The sequence below is a fragment of the Erythrobacter sp. S158 genome, assembly GCF_057364915.1.
The window spans coordinates 2,999,928-3,018,249 of sequence record NZ_CP200279.1 but is presented as its reverse complement, the minus strand read 5'-3'; the positions used below and the strand labels follow the sequence as shown (position 1 = coordinate 3,018,249).

Here is an 18,322-nt window from a genome sequence, read left to right as displayed (position 1 = left end):
AGTTCAGCTGCATGCGGGGCCGCGCCATGACCCTTCGAAAGAGTTACGAAAGGAGGAGCGGCGCGGCTTATCATTCTACTTCGCCGTCTTTGCGCGGTTTGACGATTTCGCCCGGGTTGAGGAACCCGCCAGCGCTCAGAACCACTCGTTCAGTGCCCGAAAGGCCTTCGGTTATGGCGATCCCCTGGGGCGTGGTCATTCCGGTTGTCACGGGAGTGCGCACGGCCTTGTTCTCTTCATCGATAACGTAGACGAAGCTGCCCTCGTCATCAGCAAGAACGGCGCTTTGTGGAAGCACCGTCGCTTCGAGCGTTCCGCTCTGGATGCTCGCCGTTGCAAAACCGCCGGGGCGCAGTTCAGGAGCGTAAGGCAATGCAATGCGGGCAGTACCCTGACGGGTCTGCTGGTCGATCGTGGGTGAAAGCTGCCAGATCTGCCCTTCGAAAGTCTTGTCCGACCCGGTTGGGATGACGCTGGCCGTCACGCCTTGCGAGAGGCCTGCAAGCTGGGTTTCGCTCAATTGTGCGAGAAGCTCGAACTCGCCGCCGCGCGCGATCACGAACAGCGCCGGAGTGCCGCCGGTCACGGTCTGGCCGGGCTCGACATTGCGCTCAAGCACGTAGCCGGTTGCCGGAGCGATCACGTTGAGGCGGGCGTTGCGCGCGCGCAGCTCAGAAAGCTGAGCTTCTGCCACCTTGATGCGGGCCACCGCCGAATCGCGGGTGGCAGTCAGGCGGTCGATCTCGGCCTGCGAGATGAAGCCGCGCTCCACCAGCTGAAGTGCACGGTCGAGGTTGGACTGGGCGAGCTGCGCATCGGCGCGGGCGACATCAATCTGGGCTGCCTGCGCCGCTGCCTGCTGCGTCTGAACCGAGCGGTCGATCACGGCGAGCACCTGCCCCTGGCGCACCCAGTCACCTGCATCGACTCGCACCGACAGGACCTGGCCGCCCTCACCCACGACGCCCACCGGCATCGGGCGACGTGCAGCCAGAGTTCCGGGCGCTTCTATCGTGCCGTCGACGCTTGTACGACCGGGAGTGATCACCGTGACCACCGGTGCCTGCTCATTATCGTCCGCCATCGCGGCAGGCTCGCCGCCCTGAAGAGCGAAATAGGCCGCGATCGCAAGCAACAAGGCGAAAAGACCGCCCCCTGCAATCAGCAGAGTGCGGGTCAGCGAATTGGACCGGTTGAGACCATGCCGGGTCGCGACATCGGCGGGGATGTCGTCCTGTGCCTCGGCTGTGATCGTGGTCGCGTAGTTCATTATACTTCCCTTATGCGGGTGGCTTTTGTGGCCGGTTCAACGGGCCCAAGTGTGTTATACGTATAAGTCACCCTTCGCAATCCCTCTTAATCAAGGGGGAGCGAAGGGCAATCCGTGCATCGACTGATGACTTTGAGCCTAGACGAAGGGCCTAGCGGGCCTGGCAACATGAGAAAGGCGGCGCGACATCTCTGCCGCGCCGCCTTGCCGATACTGTATAATGTCGTCAGGGGTTTAGCGCACCCGACCACGCTGGATGAGGTTCATCACGCCGAGCAGGACAACCGCGCCGAGGACGGCAACGCCCAATCCGACCAGCGAGAATTCCTGCACGCTGCCACTGATACCCAGCAGCGGGCCAGCGATCAGGTTGCCGACAACCGAGCCGATGCAGCCCACGACGATATTCCAGAAGATGCCCATCGAGGCATCGCGGTTCATGACAAGGCTCGCCAGCCAACCGGCAACACCGCCGACGATAAGTGCAATAATCCAACCCATATTCTTCCTCCTTGAAGCCCAGCCATTGCTATAGACGCAATGGCTCTTGCCACTCAAACAAGAAGCGGTCGGGATTGTTCCGGATTGTAGAGATCGGGCGCCAGGCGAGCGCCGCGCGTCAGTACTTGAGCTGGCGCTCGTAGAGGTCGCGATAGTGCTGAATGCGGGTCACACGCAGACCTTGCATACCTGAACGGTCCACCGCGCGCTGCCACGAGGCGAATTCCTCAAGCGTGAGGCCGTAGCGCTCAAGCACTTCGTCAATCGTCAACAGGCCGCCATTCACCGCTGCGACCACTTCCGCCTTGCGGCGAACGACCCAGCGTTTGGTATTGGGCGAAGGCAGGTCGTCGATCGTCAACGGCTCGCCGAGGGGGCCAATCACCTGTGCCGGGCGGATGTCCTGGTTCTCAATCATCAATCTTCTCTCGCATCGCCTGTTGCAGCTTGCCCCGGATTTACTTGGTCTTGGTCTTCAAGCCTCTGATATGCCGGAACCCCCTGACTTTCGGGGACAATGCCGGGCGAGCCTTTGCTGTGCTCTAAAGCAACAGGGTTAACGTCTCGTTCCCCCTCTTCCTTAGTGCGAAAATAGCGAGCCGCAGCGTCGGCAAAGCAGTTTGCCGAGGCCTCGATGCTGCGTGACGCATCGCGCCTGAGGACATGGCGAATATCGCGCGCAGCGTTGAGCCGGGCGGTCAGTTCGCTCCAGTCCATCATGCGCAAGGCCGAGCCGCCAGCGGCGGATACTTCCGCTTCGGCACGCACGAATCGGTCTTCGCTTGCATGTTGAATTGGCTGTGCATTTTCGAACATGCGGGCGGCTATAAGGACCGGTCGTCAAGATCAGGTAAAACCCGCCTTTACCAATGCTTAGGAAGAACGCAGACGCTCTGAGCAAGCAGTCAGACCCCACCCGCGACCAGCGAGGCTGGCGATCCGGCGCGCTTGCCCCTATATGGCGCGCCAATCATGAACACCCAGACTGCCCTTGAAACGACCGGCCCGTTCGGGCTGGACTCCGCCGCCTTGTTCGACCTGCGGCGCCCTGCGTCCGAGTGCCGGATCGTGGTCGCGATGAGCGGCGGGGTCGATTCGTCCGTGGTCGCGGCACTCGCCGCCGATACCGGCGCGGAAGTGATCGGCATCACGCTGCAGCTCTATGATTATGGAGCCGCGACGGGTCGCAAGGGTGCGTGCTGCGCTGGCGACGACATCGCCGATGCGCGCGCTGTTTCAGACCGGCTTGGCATCGCGCATTATGTCTTCGACCATGAAAGCGCCTTTCGCGAGGATGTGGTCGAGCAGTTTGCCGACGAGTACCTTGCAGGCCGAACGCCCGTCCCCTGCATCCGCTGCAATATGGGCCCCAAGTTCACCGACCTGTTCCGCATGGCGCGCGAGCTGGGCGCGGATTGTCTGGCGACCGGGCACTATGTCCGCCGGGTCGAGGCCGAAGGCGGCCCTCACCTCTACCGCGCCAACGATCCGAGCCGCGACCAGTCCTACTTCCTGTATGCAACGACGCAGGAGCAGCTCGACTATATCCGCTTCCCGCTTGGCGGACTGCCGAAGACCAAGGTGCGCGAACTCGCCGAGGCCGCTGGCCTTCGCAACGCCGCAAAGCCCGACAGCCAGGACATCTGCTTCGTGCCCGACGGCAACTATGCCGGCATCGTCAAGAAGCTGCGCCCCGAAGGCGGAGTACCGGGCGCTATCGTCCATGCCGCGACCGGCGAGACGCTGGGCGAGCACAAAGGCATCATCCATTACACGGTCGGCCAGCGCAAAGGGCTGGAAATCGGCGGTCAGCCCGAACCGCTTTATGTCATCTCGCTGGACGCCGCATCGCGCGAGGTGCGAGTCGGACCCAAGCGCATGCTCGGGGTCGAGAGCGCGGAAGTGATCGAGACCAACCGCATCGGCGCGATCCCTGATGGAGCGCAGCTGACCGCTAAAGTCCGCAGCCTCGCAAAGCCGGTTCCGGTAACGCTCGAGGGCGATCTGGGCGATGGCGCGACAGTGACGCTGCACTTCGAGCAGCCAGAGTTCGGCGTTGCACCGGGCCAGGCGGCGGTGATCTATGCCGATGATCGTGTGATCGGTGGCGGCTGGATCGATGCGACGACCTCGGTCGCCTCTTAAGCGTTAGCCTTCCCACTCTTCCAGCACGCAGCCATAGCCTTCGCGGTAAGTGGCGGTGTTGGCCGTCACCAGCGGGAAGCTCGCCGTAACGCTGCGCGCATCGGCATCGTCGCTGAGCGAGACCAGTTCCATCCCTGCAAGCTTGTCTTTCTCGCAATCCTCGAGGTTTCGCCCGGCAACGAAGCGGCACGAACACGCAACCCGCGCGGCATAGGACGTGCCGACCTTGGCATAGCCTTCGATGGGTGCGCGATTGGCCCACACAGCCGCAGCCACCCCGATCGCGGCCAGCACGAGCAGCCAGAGGATTAGGCGCGATGCGAGCGAGCGCTTGGCTCCTGAATTTGGCCTGCGATTTGCCATTGCTTTGTCCGGGCCCTTGTTCGATTGAGCGTGACCATGATCACGCGTTTCGCTTCCTCTATCGCCGCCATCGCCTGCATTCCAGTGCTCGTTTCGTGTGGCGAGGGTCCGCCATCCGAGTTGCCTCCGCTGACCGGCGAAGCGCTTGCCGCCGTGACTGACAATGCTGGCGCTCCCAAGGACCAGCTGGCCCGCGCCGTGGACGAGCTTTTCACCAAGGAGGGGCTCGGCGAGACGCGCGCGGTGCTGGTCTATGCCGACGGCAAGCTCGCCGCTGAACGGTATGCCGATGGCTATGACGAGGAGACCCGCCACATCAGCTGGTCGATGGCAAAGACCGTCACTGCCGTACTGATCGGGATGCTGGTGGCCGATGGCCTCCTCAGCGTTGATGAGCCTGCACCTGTCCCAATGTGGCAGCGCAGCGGCGATCCGCGCTCGGACATCACGCTGCGCCACCTACTCCAGATGCGCGCCGGGCTGCGTCACACCGAGGCGGGCGATCCTCCCTATGAGAGCTCGGAGGTGCGGATGCTGTTCCTCGACGGGCGCGATGATATGGCGCGCTGGGCGAAGGAGCAGCCGCTTGAAGCGGAGCCGGGTGAGCGGTTCGAGTATTCGTCCAACACCACCGTCATCCTCGCTGACATCGCGGCTCGCGCCCTGACCGACAGCGAAGAGCCCGCCGCGCGGCGCGAGGCGGTCGCGTCCTACCTGCAGCAGCGACTGTTTGCGCCGCTCGGCATGTCCTCCATCGTACCCGAGTTCGATGCGTCGGGTACGCTCATCGGTGGCAGCCTGATGCACGCATCGGCGCGCGATTACGCGGCCTTTGGCGAGTTCCTGCGCGCTGGCGGGCAGGCGCCGAGCGGTGAGCAGCTGGTCCCGCGCCGCTGGGTAGAGGCGATGCTGACGCCGAGCCCGGTTTCCGAGCATTACGGCTACCAGATCTGGCTCAACCGCCCCGAGCCCGACCTCGAATGGCCGCACCCACTGTTCCCCGACCGCGCGCCAACGAGCATGTTTTCGCTGATCGGACATATGGGTCAGTACGTGCTGGTCTCACCCGATCAGCGCCTGACGCTCGTTCGCCTCGGCCACTCGACCAGCGAAGAGCGCCCGCGGATGCTCCAAGAAGCCGCCGACGTCATGGCGCTTTATCCCGTAAGGTAAGGCTTCAAAGCAGGAAACGGCCTTCCACAACCGTCACGCAAGGCCCGCCGAGCCATGCTCGGTCGCCGTCCAGCCTGAGCGTCAGATCACCGCCGCGCTGGCTTGCCTGATGCGCGGTGAAGGCGTCGCGGCCAAGCTTGGCTGCCCAATATGGCGTAAGCGCCGCGTGGGCTGAGCCGGTAACGCTGTCCTCGTCGACGCCGCCGCCCGGCACGAAGACACGGCTGGCAATGTCGCTGTTATCGCCGGGCGCGGTGGCGATGAACTGGTCTGCGCCCAGCTTCTCCAGCCCGCGAATATCAGGGGTGAGCGCGCGCACCTCCGCCTCGTTGCGGTAGAGCATGATGTTGTAGCCAAGCTCGGATCGGTGAATGCTCTGCGGCTCAGCCCCCATCAGCGCCGAGGCCTGCGGATGCTCCGCCGGTTCGGTTGCGATTGCTGGCAGCGCGAGCGCATAGCCCTCGCCATCGCGCCGCACTTCGAGGACGCCGGACTTGCGCGTGCGGAAGGTCACGCGATCCCTGCCCTTCCCCCATTCATGATGGGTGAGAAGCACATGCCCGCTCGCCAGCGTCGCATGGCCGCACAGCGCAATCTCGCAAGTCGGTGTGCACCAGCGCAGCTCCCAGTCGGCCTCGCCGCTGGCATCGGGGATGACGAAGGCTGTCTCGGCGAACAGGTTCTCACCGCCAATCGCGACTAGCGTTTCGTCCGGCAGCCATTCGTCCATTACCATGACAGCCGCCTGATTGCCGCCGAACGGCTTCGCGCTGAAGGCATCGACGTGCCAGTAGGGGATCGATTGGGTCATAGAGGTCTCACGGGTAGAGGAGGGTGTCGGTCCATTTGAGCGCGTCGCCTGCGCCTTCGAGCGTGAACCGGCGGCGGTCGTGCAGGCGGTTGTCGCGGTCGATCCAGAACTCGATGGCCTCAGGCCGCAGCGTAAAGCCAGTCCAGTGATCGGGGCGCGGAACCTCGCCTTCCTGTTCGTGCTTTCCCCACAGTTCCTGAACCCGGTCGAGGTAGTCCTGACGTTCTGGCAGCGGGCTCGACTGGTCGCTCGCCGCGCTGCCGACCTGGCTCTTGTAAGGGCGCGAGTGGAAGTAGGCATCGGCGCGCTGAGGCGTCACCTCGACCAAGGGCCCTTCGATCCGGATCTGGCGGCGCAGGCTCTTCCAGTGGAACAGCAGGCTGGCGTGCATGTTGGCGCGAATCTCGCCGCCCTTGCGGCTGTTGGCGTTGGTGAAGAAGGTGAAGCCGCGCTCATCCGCGCCGTGCCCTTTCAGGAGCACCATGCGCACCGAGGGCCTGCCATCGGGCGTCGCGGTCGCAAGCGCCATGGCGTTGGGATCGTTGGGCTCGCTTTCCTTGGCCTCGGCAAACCACTCATCGAACAAGGCATACGGGTCCGCGCCTGCGGGGATGACACTGTCGGCCAATTGTGCGTCGTTGAGCGCTTCGGAGGTTCCCATTGATTTCAACACCTTACTTGAGAAGTGGACCGCATGTTACACGGTCCAGAGGGAAAAGCCGCAAAGTGTTACTTTGGCTGCGAAAAGTGTCACCTTGGCGCGGCTTGCAATATGATCGGGCGATCGACATTTAACTTCAGCTATCTACGTTCTCGCGAGTAGGAAAGACGAACATCTTTCCCGATTCCAAGCTGCCGCTTGCACCTTCCAACTGTCTGACCTAGCTAACACACGATGTCCGACCCTTATTCCACCCTTGGCGTGGCGCGCACTGCGTCCGAAAAAGAGATCAAGAGCGCGTATCGCAAGCTCGCCAAGGAATTCCACCCCGACCGAAACAAGGAAAATCCGAAGGCCGCCGAGAAGTTTTCTCAGGCGACCAAGGCCTATGACCTGCTTTCGGACAAGGACAAGCGCGCGCAGTTCGATCGAGGAGAGATCGACGCCGACGGCAACCCGATGAACCCGTTTGCGGGCATGGGTGGCGGGCGCGGTGGAGGCTTTTCGCGCGGCGCTTATGGAGGGGGCGGCCCACGCGGCGGCTATCGCGACCAGGAATTCGGCGGCTTCGGCACAGAAGACATGGACCTTGGCGACCTGTTCGAAGGGCTCTTCGGAACACGCGCGCGCCAGAATGACCCGCCACCTCGGCGCGGTGGCTTCGGCGCGCGGCCGACACCTCCACCCAAACGGGGCGCGGACATTCAATACCGGTTGGCGGTTCCCTTCGTCGATGCGGCGACAGGCCGCGATCAGCGGATCACGCTGGCCGATGGCAAGGCGATCAGCCTAAAACTGCCAGCCGGTGTAGAAGACGGAACGCAGATGCGTCTCAAGGGCAAGGGCCACGACGGCCCGGGCGGCAAGGGCGACGGGATCGTCATGGTCGAAATCGGCCCGCATCCCTTTTTCCGCCGCGATGGCGACCATATTCGCATGGACTTGCCGATCACGCTCGACGAGGCGGTCAACGGCGGCAAAGTCAAATGCCCGACGGTCGATGGTCCGGTGATGCTGACGTTGAAGCCGGGAGCAAATGGCGGCACGGTGATGCGTCTGTCCGGCAAGGGCTGGACCAAGAAAAGCGGCAAGGCAAAGGATGGCGGACCGGCGCGGGGTGACCAGCTGGTCACGCTAGAGATCCAGATGCCAGAGGATCTGGACGGGTTGAAGGATCGTCTCGGCGACTGGACCGATCCGGCCAAACCGCGCGAGAAATTCGGGCTCTGAGAGCCTAGAGGGCGAAAGGCGAAGCATTCGTGACGATGCGCCCAGAGCAATTGCAGGTCTATGACGACCCGTGGAGCGGGCCGGAAGTCCGCTCGCTCTCGCCCGAGGCGCGCCGCGTCCGCGCGCTCGAACGGCAGGCTTTCTTCTCCGATCCGGGTGAACCGGCGCCCCGCCAGCCGGGCGTGTTCTGGTTCATCCTCCACCACGTCGGCCCCGGAACGCGCATCTACGAGACGGTGCGTCGCACGCTGGTTGGGACGTGGCAGGACGGCTTCATTCACGCGGGCAACCTCGCCTATCTCTCGATGCTGGCGATCTTCCCGTTTTTCATCCTCGGCGCTGCCCTGTTTGAGCTGTTCGGCGGGCGCGATCTCGCCGTTTCAATGGTGCAGACGGTTGTGGCGGGCCTGCCGCCCAGCGCGGCAAAGGTGATTGCGCCGGTTGCAGAGGACGTCGTCTATGCGCGGACCGGCTGGCTCTTGTGGTTCGGTGCAGCGGTTGCGCTGTGGACCGTGTCGAGCCTGATCGAATCAATCCGCGACATCCTGCGCCGCGCGTATGGCACACGCGCGCGCCATTCCTTCGTGCGTTATCGCCTGCTTTCTGCCGGGATTATCCTTGGCGCGGTGGTGGTGCTGATGGCCTCGCTGTTTGCGCAGGTCATGATCGGGACCGCACAGGTCGTCATCATGGAGCGCTTTCCGCAATTGCTAGAAGCGCTCGGCACCTTGCGGCTGTCGCGGGTCGTTCCGGCTGCGGGCCTGATGCTCTCGCTTTATCTTCTGTTTTACACGCTGACGCCGACTGAATACCGCGCGAAGGTCTATCCCAAGTGGCCCGGCTCGCTGTTCACCGCCGTCTGGTGGTTTGGCGTCACCATCGCGCTGCCGCCGATCATGCGCAGTTTTTTCACTTACGATCTCACCTATGGCAGCATGGCGGGGATCATCATTGCACTGTTCTTTTTCTGGCTCGTTGGCCTCGGCCTCGTTATCGGGGCAGAGTTGAATGCGGCGCTGGCTGAACCGGAAAAGGACAGCTCGATCGTGCCGGCCGATGCAGCAAGGCCCGATGCGGGTGCGCAAATCGGCGCCGGGCTTGCGAAGACAGGCGCGCACGGAAGGCCCGAGTAAGGGCGACAAAAGGGAGTACACAGATGTCGGGTCAAGGGCTGATGCAGGGCAAACGCGGGCTGATCATGGGGCTTGCGAATGACAAGTCGCTCGCCTGGGGCATTGCCAAGCAGCTCGCCGAACAGGGCGCCGAGCTGGCTTTCACCTATCAGGGCGAAGCCTTGCTCAAGCGCGTGAAGCCGCTCGCCGAACAGTTAGGCAGCGACATCACGATACCGTGCGACGTGTCGGAAATGGCCTCACTCGACTCGGCGTTCGACACGCTGAAGGAGCACTGGGACAGCCTCGACTTCGTCGTCCACGCCATCGGCTTTTCCGACAAGAACGAGCTGCGCGGCAAATATGTCGATACCAGCCTCGACAACTTCCTGATGACAATGAACATTTCGGCCTATTCGCTGGTCGCGGTGACCAAGCGCGCGGCCGAGATGATGCCCGAAAGCGGCGGCTCGATCGTGACGCTAACCTATTACGGCGCGGAAAAGGTCATGCCGCACTACAACGTCATGGGCGTTGCGAAAGCGGCGCTGGAGACGAGCGTGCGTTACCTCGCCAACGATCTCGGCTCCTCGGGCATCCGCGTGAACGCGATCAGCGCAGGGCCGGTGAAGACGCTTGCGGCGAGCGGGATCGGCGACTTCCGCTACATCCTCAAGTGGAACGAGCTCAACGCACCGCTTCGCCGCAACATCACGCTGGACGATGTGGGCGGCGCTGGCCTCTATCTCCTTTCCGACCTGTCCTCAGGCGTCACGGGAGAGGTTCACCACGTTGATGCGGGCTACCACCTTGTCGGCATGAAGCAGGTCGACGCACCCGATATCGCCGTATCCTGAGCGCATAAGGAACGACGCGCGGCATGCGCCTGCTGGTGACGGGAGCGAGCGGCTTTCTGGGCCGCGCCGTCGTTGCGAGCGGGGCCAAGGCCGGACACCACATGATCGCTGCCAGCCGTGCGGGCGCGGCTGTGCCGGGCGCCGGCGATGTGCAGGCGAGCGGAGACTTGCTAGGTGGGTCTAGTCTCAACTTTGAAGGCGTTGACGCGGTGATTCACTGCGCCGCGCGGGTCCACGTCTTGAAGCGCGAGGACCCCGCCAAGGCTCGGGCCGCCTTCCATGCGATGAATGCCGAACTGCCGGTCCAACTGGCCAAGGCCGCGCGCAACGCCGGGGTTGGACGGTTCGTTCAAGTCAGTTCGGTTGCCGCGATTGCCAGTGCAACCGCGCCGGGTGAGGTGTTCGACGATGAAAGCGCTCCTTCCCCCACCACACCTTACGGGCAGGCCAAGCTGGCGGCTGACAGGGCGCTTGCCGAGCTGGCGAGCGAGGACTTCTCTGTCATCTCATTGCGTCCGCCCGCAATCTATGGCCCTGGCGTGGGCGCATGGTTTGCAATGCTCGCGCGTGCTGCCCGGCTTGGCGTGCCCTTTCCCATCGGCCGCATCGACAATGCGCGGAGCATCGCGTTCGTCGGCAATATCGCCGACGCCGTCGTGACAAGCGCCCGGTCCCACCAGAACGGATCATTTATCGTGACCGACAGCGTCCCGATCAGCGTAGGCACCCTCTATCGAAAGCTTACCGCGCTCTCCGGCCATTCGGGGCGCGTGTGGAACTGGCCAAGACCGCTCGTGCAGCCACTTGCGCGCGCCGCTTTGGGCGAGAGGGCAAGCAGCCTGGTTGGCAACGCCGCTTTCGATGGCTCGAGGTTTGCCCGCACTTTCAGGTGGGAGCCGCGGGTCCACATGGACGAGGCGCTTACGCTGAGCTTTGCCTAACCGCAGGGCGCTGCGGGCGCCAACGGCAAAAGGGCAAAGAAATGAAGCGCTTGCTGGATATCATCGTTGCTGCGACGGGTCTCTTTCTGTTCGCTCCGCTGATGGTTCTGATCGCGATCGCGATCCGGCTCGATTCCCCCGGCACCGCGCTCTTCTGGTCACAGCGCTACGGTCGCAGCGCGCGCCTTTTTGCAATGCCCAAATTTCGCACCATGCGGACAGACGCGCCGCAGCTACCAACCCATCTGGTTAAAGACAGCACGAGCCTTCTGACCGGGATCGGGGGCTTTCTGCGCAGCACAAGCCTCGATGAATTGCCTCAGCTTTGGAGCGTTCTCGTTGGTGACATGAGCCTCGTCGGCCCGCGCCCGGCCCTGTTCAATCAAGGCGATCTTATTGAAATGCGCAGAGAAAATGGATCGTACGCGCTCACTCCGGGCATCACAGGATGGGCGCAGGTCAACGGGCGCGACGTTTTGACACTCAAACGCAAGGTCGCTCTAGATGGCGAATATCACAGGCGTCAGAGCCTGTTGTTCGATTGTCGCATTCTGGCTCTGACATTCGTCAAGGTGGTTCGCGCCGACAGCATCCAGCACTAGGCGCGACACTTGCACCTTGGGCGCCGGAAGGGGGCAGATCATGCAAAGCAGCGCAAAAACGGGCGATATGGCGAGCGCGCTTGAGGCGCGCGTGTCGGCGCTTGTCGACGTTGGGGTCAACCTCGCAGCCGGCTCCATGCTCTGGCCTCGCCGGCTCAAGAGACTTGCGGTCATGTCGCTGGACGTGTGCCTCGCTGCTCTCGCAGTCTGGGCCGCTTTCTCGCTGAGGCTCGGGGAATTCCACGTTCCGGGAGAGGGGTTTGCGCTCCTCACGCTTGCCATGACCGCTCTCTGGTTTCCGATAGCGCTGCGGCGCGGCACCTATCGCTCGATCTTTCGCTTTGCAGGGCGCGGGGCGATTGTGTCCCTCATGGTGTCGGCGATGCTGGTGACACTGCCGCTGATCGCGGGCTTTATGGTGGTCGCTCACGACGGCATCCCGCGCACCCTCGCGATCCTTGCGCCGCTCCTGTTCTTCATGGCCGTCACCCTCTCCCGAATTGTCGGGCGCTACGTGCTGGTCGACCTGTTCAGCGCGCGTGCGAGCCATGCAAACGTCAAACGGGTCATCATCTACGGCGCAGGCGCGGCAGGACAGCAGCTTGCCTCGTCGCTTTCTGCAGAGCCCGCCATGCGCGTGGTCGGGTTCGTCGACGATGACCCAGCCAAGGACGGGCATTTTCTCAACGGCGCGCGGGTCTATCACTCGTCGCAGACCAGCACGCTCGTCGAACAGCTTGGCGTCACCGATATCGTCATCGCGATCACCGCGATCAGTTTTGCACGGCGCAAGCACATCATCGCAGCGCTCGAACCGATGGGCGTGAACGTGCAGACCCTGCCGCCGGTGCGCGAGGTGATGGATGGACGGATTTCAGCTGCTGCGCTGCGCCCGGTCGCGATCGAAGACCTGCTCGGACGCGCGGCCGTGCCCGAGCATGGCGACCTGCTATCTCGTGAAATCTCAGGGAAAGTCGTGATGGTGACCGGCGCTGGCGGGTCGATTGGCTCAGAAATCTGCCGCCAAGTCCTCGCGCAGGACCCGGCAGCGCTGATCCTCGTCGAGGCGAACGAATTTGCGCTCTTCTCCATCGGGTGTGAGCTTGAGGCGAGCCTTGCCGCGCGCGACTCCGCGACGCGGCCCACTGTGTATCGACGCCTTGCCGACGTCTCACTGGCGGGTGCTGTCGATCGGCTGTTTGCCGAGTTTACCCCGCATGCGATCTTCCATGCGGCAGCCTACAAACATGTCCCGCTGGTCGAGGAAAACGTCCTCGAGGCGGTGCGAAACAACGTGGTTGCAACGCGCCTTATGGCTGAGGCCGCGCAGCGGCATGGCGTAGAGCGTTTCGTGCTCATCAGCACTGACAAGGCGGTGCGCCCTCCCAATGTCATGGGTGCGAGCAAGCGTTTGTGCGAAGTTGTCCTTCAGGACCTTGCGCGCTGCCGCGGGGCTGCAATCTTTGCTATCGTGCGCTTCGGCAATGTCTTGGGATCAAGCGGCTCGGTCGTCCCGACTTTCCAACGCCAGATCGAAGCGGGCGGGCCGGTAACGGTCACCGACCGCAAGGTAACGCGCTATTTCATGACCATTTTCGAGGCTGCGCAGCTTGTCATCCAGGCCGGCGCGATGGCGCGAGGGGGCGAGGTCTTTCTTCTCGACATGGGCGAGCCCGTGAAGATCTGGGATCTCGCGCGCTCGATGGTGCGTCTGTCCGGCCTTTCTGTGCGCGATGCTGCTAATCCTGTTGGCGACATAGCTATTATCGAAAGCGGACTTCGGCCGGGTGAAAAGCTCTTCGAGGAATTGCTGATCGACGCAGCCGCCGCAGCGACCGAACACCCCCGCATCATGCAAGGTGCGGACACAGCTCCTCATGCGGCAACAGTCGCGCAGGTGCTGTCACAAATCGAGATCGCGATCGCGCGCGCTGATGTCGGCGCCTGCAAACGCGCGCTGCGAATTGTGGCGCCGACCTTGCGCCTCTCGGCCCAAGAGCGGACTGCGCGGGGTAGACCCTATTCCCGGCCAGTAGTGCGAATGCTCGAGAGCGGCTCTCCACGCGGCGCCGGCGGGGCCGTTGTCAACGCTCCAAACCAACAGCCGACGCAGGCCTAGAAACGCTCGATGATGCCAAGAGCCGCGCCAATTTCGCCACCGCTGGCGGTGATGCTCTTCTACCTTGCTTTCGTGTTCCTGCTTGGAGGGGGCGCGCGGGCCGACATTGGATCGCTCGCGGTTTTGCGGGTCGGGTCTATCGCGGTGCTAGGCTACGCGATTGCCATCCTCGATCCTGACCAGCTGCGAGCGAACAAGGGCCTTGTAGCGCTCGCCGCGGCCTGGATCGCTCTGACAGCAATTCACCTTGTCCCACTGCCACCAGCCCTATGGCACCAACTCCCCGGCCGTGAGCTTGCCGTCGCGATCGACGCTGCCACGGGGTTGGAGGACAAATGGCGCCCGATAAGTCTCGTGCCGCACCGCACGATGAACAGCCTGTTCTCTCTCACGGTTCCGGCGGCGGCCTTGATGCTTTCGCTTAGTCTTTCGCGCAGCCAATTGCGCCTGACCGCGCTCGCGCTGGCGCTGCTCGCCTTTGCCAGCGCCTTCGTAAGCCTGCTCCAGGTGATCGGAGGGCCCGGTAATGCCTTCTATCTTTACCGGATCACCAATGCCGATTCCGCAGTCGGCCTGTTCGCCAATCGCAATCACAACGCGGTGTTCCTCGCCATCGGCATCGCAGTGCTTGGCGGGCTTGCAGGCTTGATCACCGTCGAGCGACGGCATGCGCTGCGATTGCCGGTGATTGCACTGTTCGGGGCGCTCTCGCTTGTGCCATTCGTGATCATCACGCAGTCGCGTGCTGGCCTAGCCTTGGGCCTCCTGTCGCTCGGCGCTGCTTGGTGGTTTCACAGCAGTGCGCGCCCAGCCGATGGGGCGAGGAAGAGCTCGCGCAGAACCGTACTAGGACTGTTCGCCGCAGCTTCAGCAACCCTTGCGCTGGCAGCTCTCACAGGCGTTCTGACAGGCAACAATGCGATCGAACGGCTGATCACGGGCGGCAACGCGGACGATGAGTTAAGGATGCGAATCTGGCCTCGCGTGATTGAGCTTGCCGCGGAGCATTTCCCCGTCGGTTCTGGCATCGGCACCTTTGTTGAAGTGTTCGAAGCGGGTGAGACTTCCTCCACTTTGGGTCCTTCCTACATCAATCACGCGCACAACGATTTTCTCGAGATCGCGCTGACCGGAGGGCTGCCCGCGGCGCTACTTGCTGTGGGTGGTGTTTGCTGGCTTTCGCTTAGGGGATTGCGCGCATTTGCGCACAGCTCCGGGGCTGACCGCACCTTGCGTCACCTCGGCATGGTCACTGTCGGTCTGATCGCCCTGGCGTGCCTTTATGACTACCCCTTGCGAACTCCATCGCTCGCGACTGTCTCCATTCTGGCGCTGGTCTGGATTGCAGGCCGAGCGCCAGAGAGTAGCCCTGATGCATCGGCGATGCGCCCGCTCAAACAGACGGCTCGCACAGCCGAACCTGCCGCGAAACTGGCGGCATGATCCATGGCCGCCCTCGCGGTCGGGATTGACCGAGGGGGAATGCATCATGGCTACGACACCGGCATCGCATAAGGGCATTTTCACACGGATTGGCGTCCTGATGTGCGCATCGTCCTTGCTCGCAGCCTGCGCATCGGCCCCGCCCCTTGGCGGCGCTCCGGGGCTTGATGTCGTCTCCGCCTCGCAGCTGCCCACGCCCGTGCCCGGCTCCGCAAGCCATTCGGCGCGGCCCTACCATGTCGGTCCATTCGACAAGCTTCGGATCGACGTATTCGGCATCGAGGAGCTCAGCGACCGCGAAGTGCAAGTCGACGCTGCCGGGCGGGTGTCGTTTCCGCTCGTGGGCAGTTTCGAAGCGGCAGGTAAAACGCCAAGCGCAATCGAAGCCGAACTGGAAAGCGCGCTCAGCGCACAATTCATCCGCAACCCCCAGGTCACGGTGAACCTTGAAGAAACCGTCAGCCAGGTGGTCACGGTCGACGGTCAGGTGCGTGAGCCGGGGCTTTACCCGGTGATCGGACGGATGACACTGATGCAGGGCGTCGCAACGGCAAGCGGCCTTACCGAATTTGCCAAGGTCAATGACGTCGTCGTCTTCAGAGAGGCAGGCGGACAACGCTATGCCGCGCTCTACAATCTGGGTGCGATCAGGCGCGGCATCTACTCCGATCCCGAGATCTACGCCGGTGACGTCGTGGTGGTGGGCGAATCCAATTCGCGTCGCCTCTTCCGCGACATCCTTGCAGCTACTCCGCTGCTGACCGCCCCGATCATCGCACTGTTGCAGAACTAACAAGTGCGCCCGAACGGGCCGGTGAGGCAATCATGACCGACAGCACCAATCTCGTCCCGATGCGCCCGCTCGCAGCGCCCGCGGCCCTGCTCCCCCCAGACCTTTCTGCCAGTGGAGAAAGAGGTGGCATGCGGCCGGTGCTGGTTGAGTATCTCGACGTGCTACGGCGGCGCAAATGGGTCATCTTGGCCGTGATCCTGGCAGCAGTGATGGCGGCGCTCGTCATCACCTTGCTGACCCGCCCGACCTACACGGCCACCACACAGGTTCAGGTCAGCCGCGAACAAGCCAATGTGACCAATGTCCAAGGCGTGGAATCCGAAAATGCCGGGCGCGACCTCGAATTCTATCAGACACAATATGAATTGCTCGAAGCGCGCTCCCTTGCGGAACGGGTCGTGCGAGGCCTGAGGCTCGATCGCAACGAAGATTTCTGGAACGCGCATGGCATCGATCCGGCTGCCATCGATAAATCGTCACTCGCACAGTCGGATCAGGTGAACGCACGCTCCAGAGCCGCGAGCGCCCCGCTCACGGATGCGCGCCGCAACGTGAGTGCTCGCGAACGCATCGCTATCGAGACGCTCCTCGAAAACGTCTCGGTCAATCCGATCCGCGGCTCATCGCTGATCGACCTCGACTATTCCTCCTACGATCCCGAGATGTCAGCCCGCATCGCCAATGTCTGGGTCGATGAATTCATCGCGCAGTCGATTGCGCGCAAATTCGACTCCACTGCCGAGGCGCGCAACTTCCTTGAAGGCCGCCTCGATGAACTCCGCGCAAAGGTCGAACAATCCGAGCGAGCGCTGGTCGACTTCGCCACGCAGCAGGGGATCATCACCCTGACATCGGACAGCGGCGGTCAGGGCACAGCGCAGATCCGCGAACACACGCTGGCATCTGAAAACCTTCAGGGACTGAACGCTCAGCTGATCGCCGCAACCGGTGAGCGCGTCGAAGCGCAGGCTCTCGCGCGAAATAGCGGGTCTGCACAGACAAACACCACCCTCGCCCGGCTCCGCGAACAGCGTGCGGTAAGCGCTGCAGAGCTTGCCGAACTGATGGTCCAGTTCGAGCCCGGGTATCCGCGCGCTCTGGCTCTTGAAAACCAGATAGCCGAACTCGACAGCGCGATTTTTGGCGAGGAAGCGCGGATCAGCCGTGCTGCCAATGAAGCCTTGATCGCCGCTCAAAGGCGCGAAGCAGAGCTGCGCTCAAGGGTCGCCGGATTGTCCGGCCAGGTGCTGTCGCAGCGTCGCGACGCGATCCAGTACAACATATTTCAGCGCGAAGCCGACACCAATCGCCAACTCTACGACAGCCTGCTTCAACGCTACAAAGAGATCGGAGTGGCCGCGGTCTCGGCCAGCAATATCGCCGTCATCGATACAGCCCAGCCGCCCCAGCGCCCGTCCTCGCCAAACCTGCTGCTGAACATGGCGTTGGCTCTGGTTGCAGGCGCAATCGGCGCTGGCGGACTGGTTTTCCTTCTCGAACAGAGCACCGAGGGGTTGAGTGACCCAAGCAAGGTGCACGAAGCGCTCGGCATTCCCCTTCTTGGAAGTGTCCCGCAGGTGCCGGATCATGAAGATCCGGTCGAGCTGGTCGCCGATCCCAAGACCGAAATTGCCGAAAGCTATATCGCGATCCGCTCAAGCCTTGCGTTCACGACCACACAAGGCGTCCCAAAAAGCTTCATGCTGGTGAGCTCGCAACCGGCCGAGGGCAAAAGTTTGAGCGCGCTGGCGCTCGCGCTTGTGCTTGGCCGAATGGGCAAGCGGGTGCTCTTGATCGATGCCGATCTGCGCAATCCGTCGGCGCACGCATATCTTGGCACGCACCGAAAGGTCGGCCTGTCGAATTACCTTGCCGGAAATGAACAAGTCGGCGCTCTGATCCAGAACGTTCGTCCCAATATCGACCTGATGGCCTCGGGCCCGAGCGTTCCCAGCGCAGCGGAGCTTTTCTCGAGCGATCGGCTGCGAGAGCTTACGGCGCGAATGGCGAAGGAATACGATCACGTCATCGTTGATTCGGCACCCGTAATCGGGCTCGCAGATGCTCCCCTGGTCAGCCAGGCGGTCGAGGCTGTCATATTCGTCGCCGAGGCTGGACGTGTGTCCGTGCGTGGTCTGAATTCGGCGCTTGAGCGGATGACCGCAGCCGGATCGCCAATTGTCGGCGCGATCCTTACCAAACTCGATCAGCGATCCTCGCATTACGGGTACGGGTACAGCTACTCCTATTCCTACTCAGACCGACTGGAGGATGAGCGCGGTGCAGCCTGAGCGCGCCTCC

At 63.0% G+C, this 18,322-nt stretch carries 18 protein-coding genes; 11 read left to right on the top strand and 7 right to left on the bottom strand.

Going from position 1 to position 18,322, the window contains the following annotated elements:
* Positions 1-70 precede the first annotated feature (70 nt).
* The 4 genes from AC0V6T_RS14800 to AC0V6T_RS14785 all read right to left on the bottom strand — a co-directional run bounded on the left by AC0V6T_RS14800 (position 71) and on the right by AC0V6T_RS14785 (position 2,587).
* Positions 71-1,270, bottom strand: a complete 1,200-nt coding sequence (locus AC0V6T_RS14800) for an efflux RND transporter periplasmic adaptor subunit (RefSeq protein WP_486128109.1) — start codon at positions 1,268-1,270, stop codon at positions 71-73.
* A gap of 234 nt (positions 1,271-1,504) precedes the next feature.
* On the bottom strand, positions 1,505-1,771 hold the full coding sequence (locus tag AC0V6T_RS14795) for a GlsB/YeaQ/YmgE family stress response membrane protein (protein WP_007165645.1): 267 nt from the start codon (positions 1,769-1,771) through the stop codon (positions 1,505-1,507).
* A gap of 118 nt (positions 1,772-1,889) precedes the next feature.
* The gene (gene sciP / locus AC0V6T_RS14790; RefSeq protein ID WP_007165646.1) at positions 1,890-2,189 is read right to left on the bottom strand and encodes a CtrA inhibitor SciP; all 300 of its coding nucleotides are present in this window, start codon (positions 2,187-2,189) and stop codon (positions 1,890-1,892) included.
* On the bottom strand, positions 2,189-2,587 hold the full coding sequence (locus AC0V6T_RS14785; RefSeq protein ID WP_486128107.1) for a hypothetical protein: 399 nt from the start codon (positions 2,585-2,587) through the stop codon (positions 2,189-2,191). Before AC0V6T_RS14785 ends, sciP begins: the two co-directional genes overlap by 1 nt.
* A 156-nt stretch (positions 2,588-2,743) precedes the next feature.
* On the opposite strand from AC0V6T_RS14785, the gene mnmA reads away from it, so the two are divergent.
* Positions 2,744-3,916 (top strand): tRNA 2-thiouridine(34) synthase MnmA, encoded by a 1,173-nt coding sequence (gene mnmA, locus AC0V6T_RS14780; protein WP_486128105.1) that lies wholly within the window; start codon positions 2,744-2,746, stop codon positions 3,914-3,916.
* 3 nt (positions 3,917-3,919) lie between these two features.
* Here mnmA and AC0V6T_RS14775 read toward each other — a convergent pair whose 3' ends face one another.
* A complete protein-coding gene (locus AC0V6T_RS14775; protein ID WP_486128103.1) occupies positions 3,920-4,279 on the bottom strand; it encodes a hypothetical protein in 360 nt (119 codons plus the stop codon).
* 36 nt (positions 4,280-4,315) lie between these two features.
* Between AC0V6T_RS14775 and AC0V6T_RS14770 the strand changes: the two genes are divergently transcribed.
* A complete protein-coding gene (locus tag AC0V6T_RS14770) occupies positions 4,316-5,452 on the top strand; it encodes a serine hydrolase domain-containing protein (RefSeq protein ID WP_007165650.1) in 1,137 nt (378 codons plus the stop codon).
* A gap of 4 nt (positions 5,453-5,456) precedes the next feature.
* Here the strand turns inward: AC0V6T_RS14770 and AC0V6T_RS14765 are convergent, their stop codons facing one another.
* Positions 5,457-6,263: a PhzF family phenazine biosynthesis protein gene (locus AC0V6T_RS14765; RefSeq protein WP_486128101.1), complete on the bottom strand. Its 807-nt coding sequence runs from the start codon at positions 6,261-6,263 to the stop codon at positions 5,457-5,459.
* Between the two features lie 7 nt (positions 6,264-6,270).
* Positions 6,271-6,924 carry a pyridoxamine 5'-phosphate oxidase gene (gene pdxH, locus AC0V6T_RS14760; protein ID WP_486128099.1) on the bottom strand — a complete coding sequence of 218 codons (654 nt, stop codon included), beginning with the start codon at positions 6,922-6,924 and terminating at the stop codon, positions 6,271-6,273.
* Between the two features lie 234 nt (positions 6,925-7,158).
* Here pdxH and AC0V6T_RS14755 point away from each other — a divergent pair, with 234 nt between their 5' ends.
* From AC0V6T_RS14755 to AC0V6T_RS14715, 9 genes are read left to right on the top strand one after another with little or no spacing between them, the layout of a single operon-like run.
* Positions 7,159-8,154, top strand: a complete 996-nt coding sequence (locus tag AC0V6T_RS14755; protein ID WP_486128097.1) for a DnaJ C-terminal domain-containing protein — start codon at positions 7,159-7,161, stop codon at positions 8,152-8,154.
* A gap of 35 nt (positions 8,155-8,189) precedes the next feature.
* Entirely contained in the window at positions 8,190-9,287 is a 1,098-nt protein-coding gene (locus AC0V6T_RS14750; RefSeq protein ID WP_486128629.1) for a YihY/virulence factor BrkB family protein, read from the top strand.
* 23 nt (positions 9,288-9,310) lie between these two features.
* Positions 9,311-10,123, top strand: coding sequence for an enoyl-ACP reductase FabI (gene fabI, locus AC0V6T_RS14745; protein ID WP_486128095.1), 813 nt, complete (start codon positions 9,311-9,313; stop codon positions 10,121-10,123).
* A 23-nt stretch (positions 10,124-10,146) separates the two neighbouring features.
* On the top strand, positions 10,147-11,064 hold the full coding sequence (locus AC0V6T_RS14740) for an NAD-dependent epimerase/dehydratase family protein (RefSeq protein ID WP_486128093.1): 918 nt from the start codon (positions 10,147-10,149) through the stop codon (positions 11,062-11,064).
* 41 nt (positions 11,065-11,105) lie between these two features.
* Positions 11,106-11,666 (top strand): sugar transferase, encoded by a 561-nt coding sequence (locus AC0V6T_RS14735; protein ID WP_486128091.1) that lies wholly within the window; start codon positions 11,106-11,108, stop codon positions 11,664-11,666.
* A gap of 40 nt (positions 11,667-11,706) precedes the next feature.
* Positions 11,707-13,785 carry a polysaccharide biosynthesis protein gene (locus tag AC0V6T_RS14730; RefSeq protein ID WP_486128089.1) on the top strand — a complete coding sequence of 693 codons (2,079 nt, stop codon included), beginning with the start codon at positions 11,707-11,709 and terminating at the stop codon, positions 13,783-13,785.
* 9 nt (positions 13,786-13,794) lie between these two features.
* Complete coding sequence (locus AC0V6T_RS14725; protein WP_486128087.1) at positions 13,795-15,228, top strand: O-antigen ligase family protein; 1,434 nt, start codon at positions 13,795-13,797, stop codon at positions 15,226-15,228.
* A gap of 46 nt (positions 15,229-15,274) precedes the next feature.
* Positions 15,275-16,021, top strand: coding sequence for a polysaccharide biosynthesis/export family protein (locus AC0V6T_RS14720; protein ID WP_486128085.1), 747 nt, complete (start codon positions 15,275-15,277; stop codon positions 16,019-16,021).
* A 32-nt stretch (positions 16,022-16,053) separates the two neighbouring features.
* On the top strand, positions 16,054-18,312 hold the full coding sequence (locus AC0V6T_RS14715; protein ID WP_486128083.1) for a GumC family protein: 2,259 nt from the start codon (positions 16,054-16,056) through the stop codon (positions 18,310-18,312).
* The last annotated feature ends 10 nt before the right edge of the window (positions 18,313-18,322 follow it).

Bases quoted from the DNA above. Each gene is read 5' to 3' on its own strand.
- AC0V6T_RS14800 (WP_486128109.1), bottom strand. From the start codon at position 1,270: ATGAACTACGCGACCACGATCACAGCCGAGGCACAGGACGACATCCCC.
- AC0V6T_RS14795 (WP_007165645.1), bottom strand. From the start codon at position 1,771: ATGGGTTGGATTATTGCACTTATCGTCGGCGGTGTTGCCGGTTGGCTG.
- sciP (WP_007165646.1), bottom strand. From the start codon at position 2,189: ATGATTGAGAACCAGGACATCCGCCCGGCACAGGTGATTGGCCCCCTC.
- AC0V6T_RS14785 (WP_486128107.1), bottom strand. From the start codon at position 2,587: ATGTTCGAAAATGCACAGCCAATTCAACATGCAAGCGAAGACCGATTC.
- mnmA (WP_486128105.1), top strand. From the start codon at position 2,744: ATGAACACCCAGACTGCCCTTGAAACGACCGGCCCGTTCGGGCTGGAC.
- AC0V6T_RS14775 (WP_486128103.1), bottom strand. From the start codon at position 4,279: ATGGCAAATCGCAGGCCAAATTCAGGAGCCAAGCGCTCGCTCGCATCG.
- AC0V6T_RS14770 (WP_007165650.1), top strand. From the start codon at position 4,316: ATGATCACGCGTTTCGCTTCCTCTATCGCCGCCATCGCCTGCATTCCA.
- AC0V6T_RS14765 (WP_486128101.1), bottom strand. From the start codon at position 6,263: ATGACCCAATCGATCCCCTACTGGCACGTCGATGCCTTCAGCGCGAAG.
- pdxH (WP_486128099.1), bottom strand. From the start codon at position 6,924: ATGGGAACCTCCGAAGCGCTCAACGACGCACAATTGGCCGACAGTGTC.
- AC0V6T_RS14755 (WP_486128097.1), top strand. From the start codon at position 7,159: ATGTCCGACCCTTATTCCACCCTTGGCGTGGCGCGCACTGCGTCCGAA.
- AC0V6T_RS14750 (WP_486128629.1), top strand. From the start codon at position 8,190: ATGCGCCCAGAGCAATTGCAGGTCTATGACGACCCGTGGAGCGGGCCG.
- fabI (WP_486128095.1), top strand. From the start codon at position 9,311: ATGTCGGGTCAAGGGCTGATGCAGGGCAAACGCGGGCTGATCATGGGG.
- AC0V6T_RS14740 (WP_486128093.1), top strand. From the start codon at position 10,147: ATGCGCCTGCTGGTGACGGGAGCGAGCGGCTTTCTGGGCCGCGCCGTC.
- AC0V6T_RS14735 (WP_486128091.1), top strand. From the start codon at position 11,106: ATGAAGCGCTTGCTGGATATCATCGTTGCTGCGACGGGTCTCTTTCTG.
- AC0V6T_RS14730 (WP_486128089.1), top strand. From the start codon at position 11,707: ATGCAAAGCAGCGCAAAAACGGGCGATATGGCGAGCGCGCTTGAGGCG.
- AC0V6T_RS14725 (WP_486128087.1), top strand. From the start codon at position 13,795: ATGATGCCAAGAGCCGCGCCAATTTCGCCACCGCTGGCGGTGATGCTC.
- AC0V6T_RS14720 (WP_486128085.1), top strand. From the start codon at position 15,275: ATGGCTACGACACCGGCATCGCATAAGGGCATTTTCACACGGATTGGC.
- AC0V6T_RS14715 (WP_486128083.1), top strand. From the start codon at position 16,054: ATGACCGACAGCACCAATCTCGTCCCGATGCGCCCGCTCGCAGCGCCC.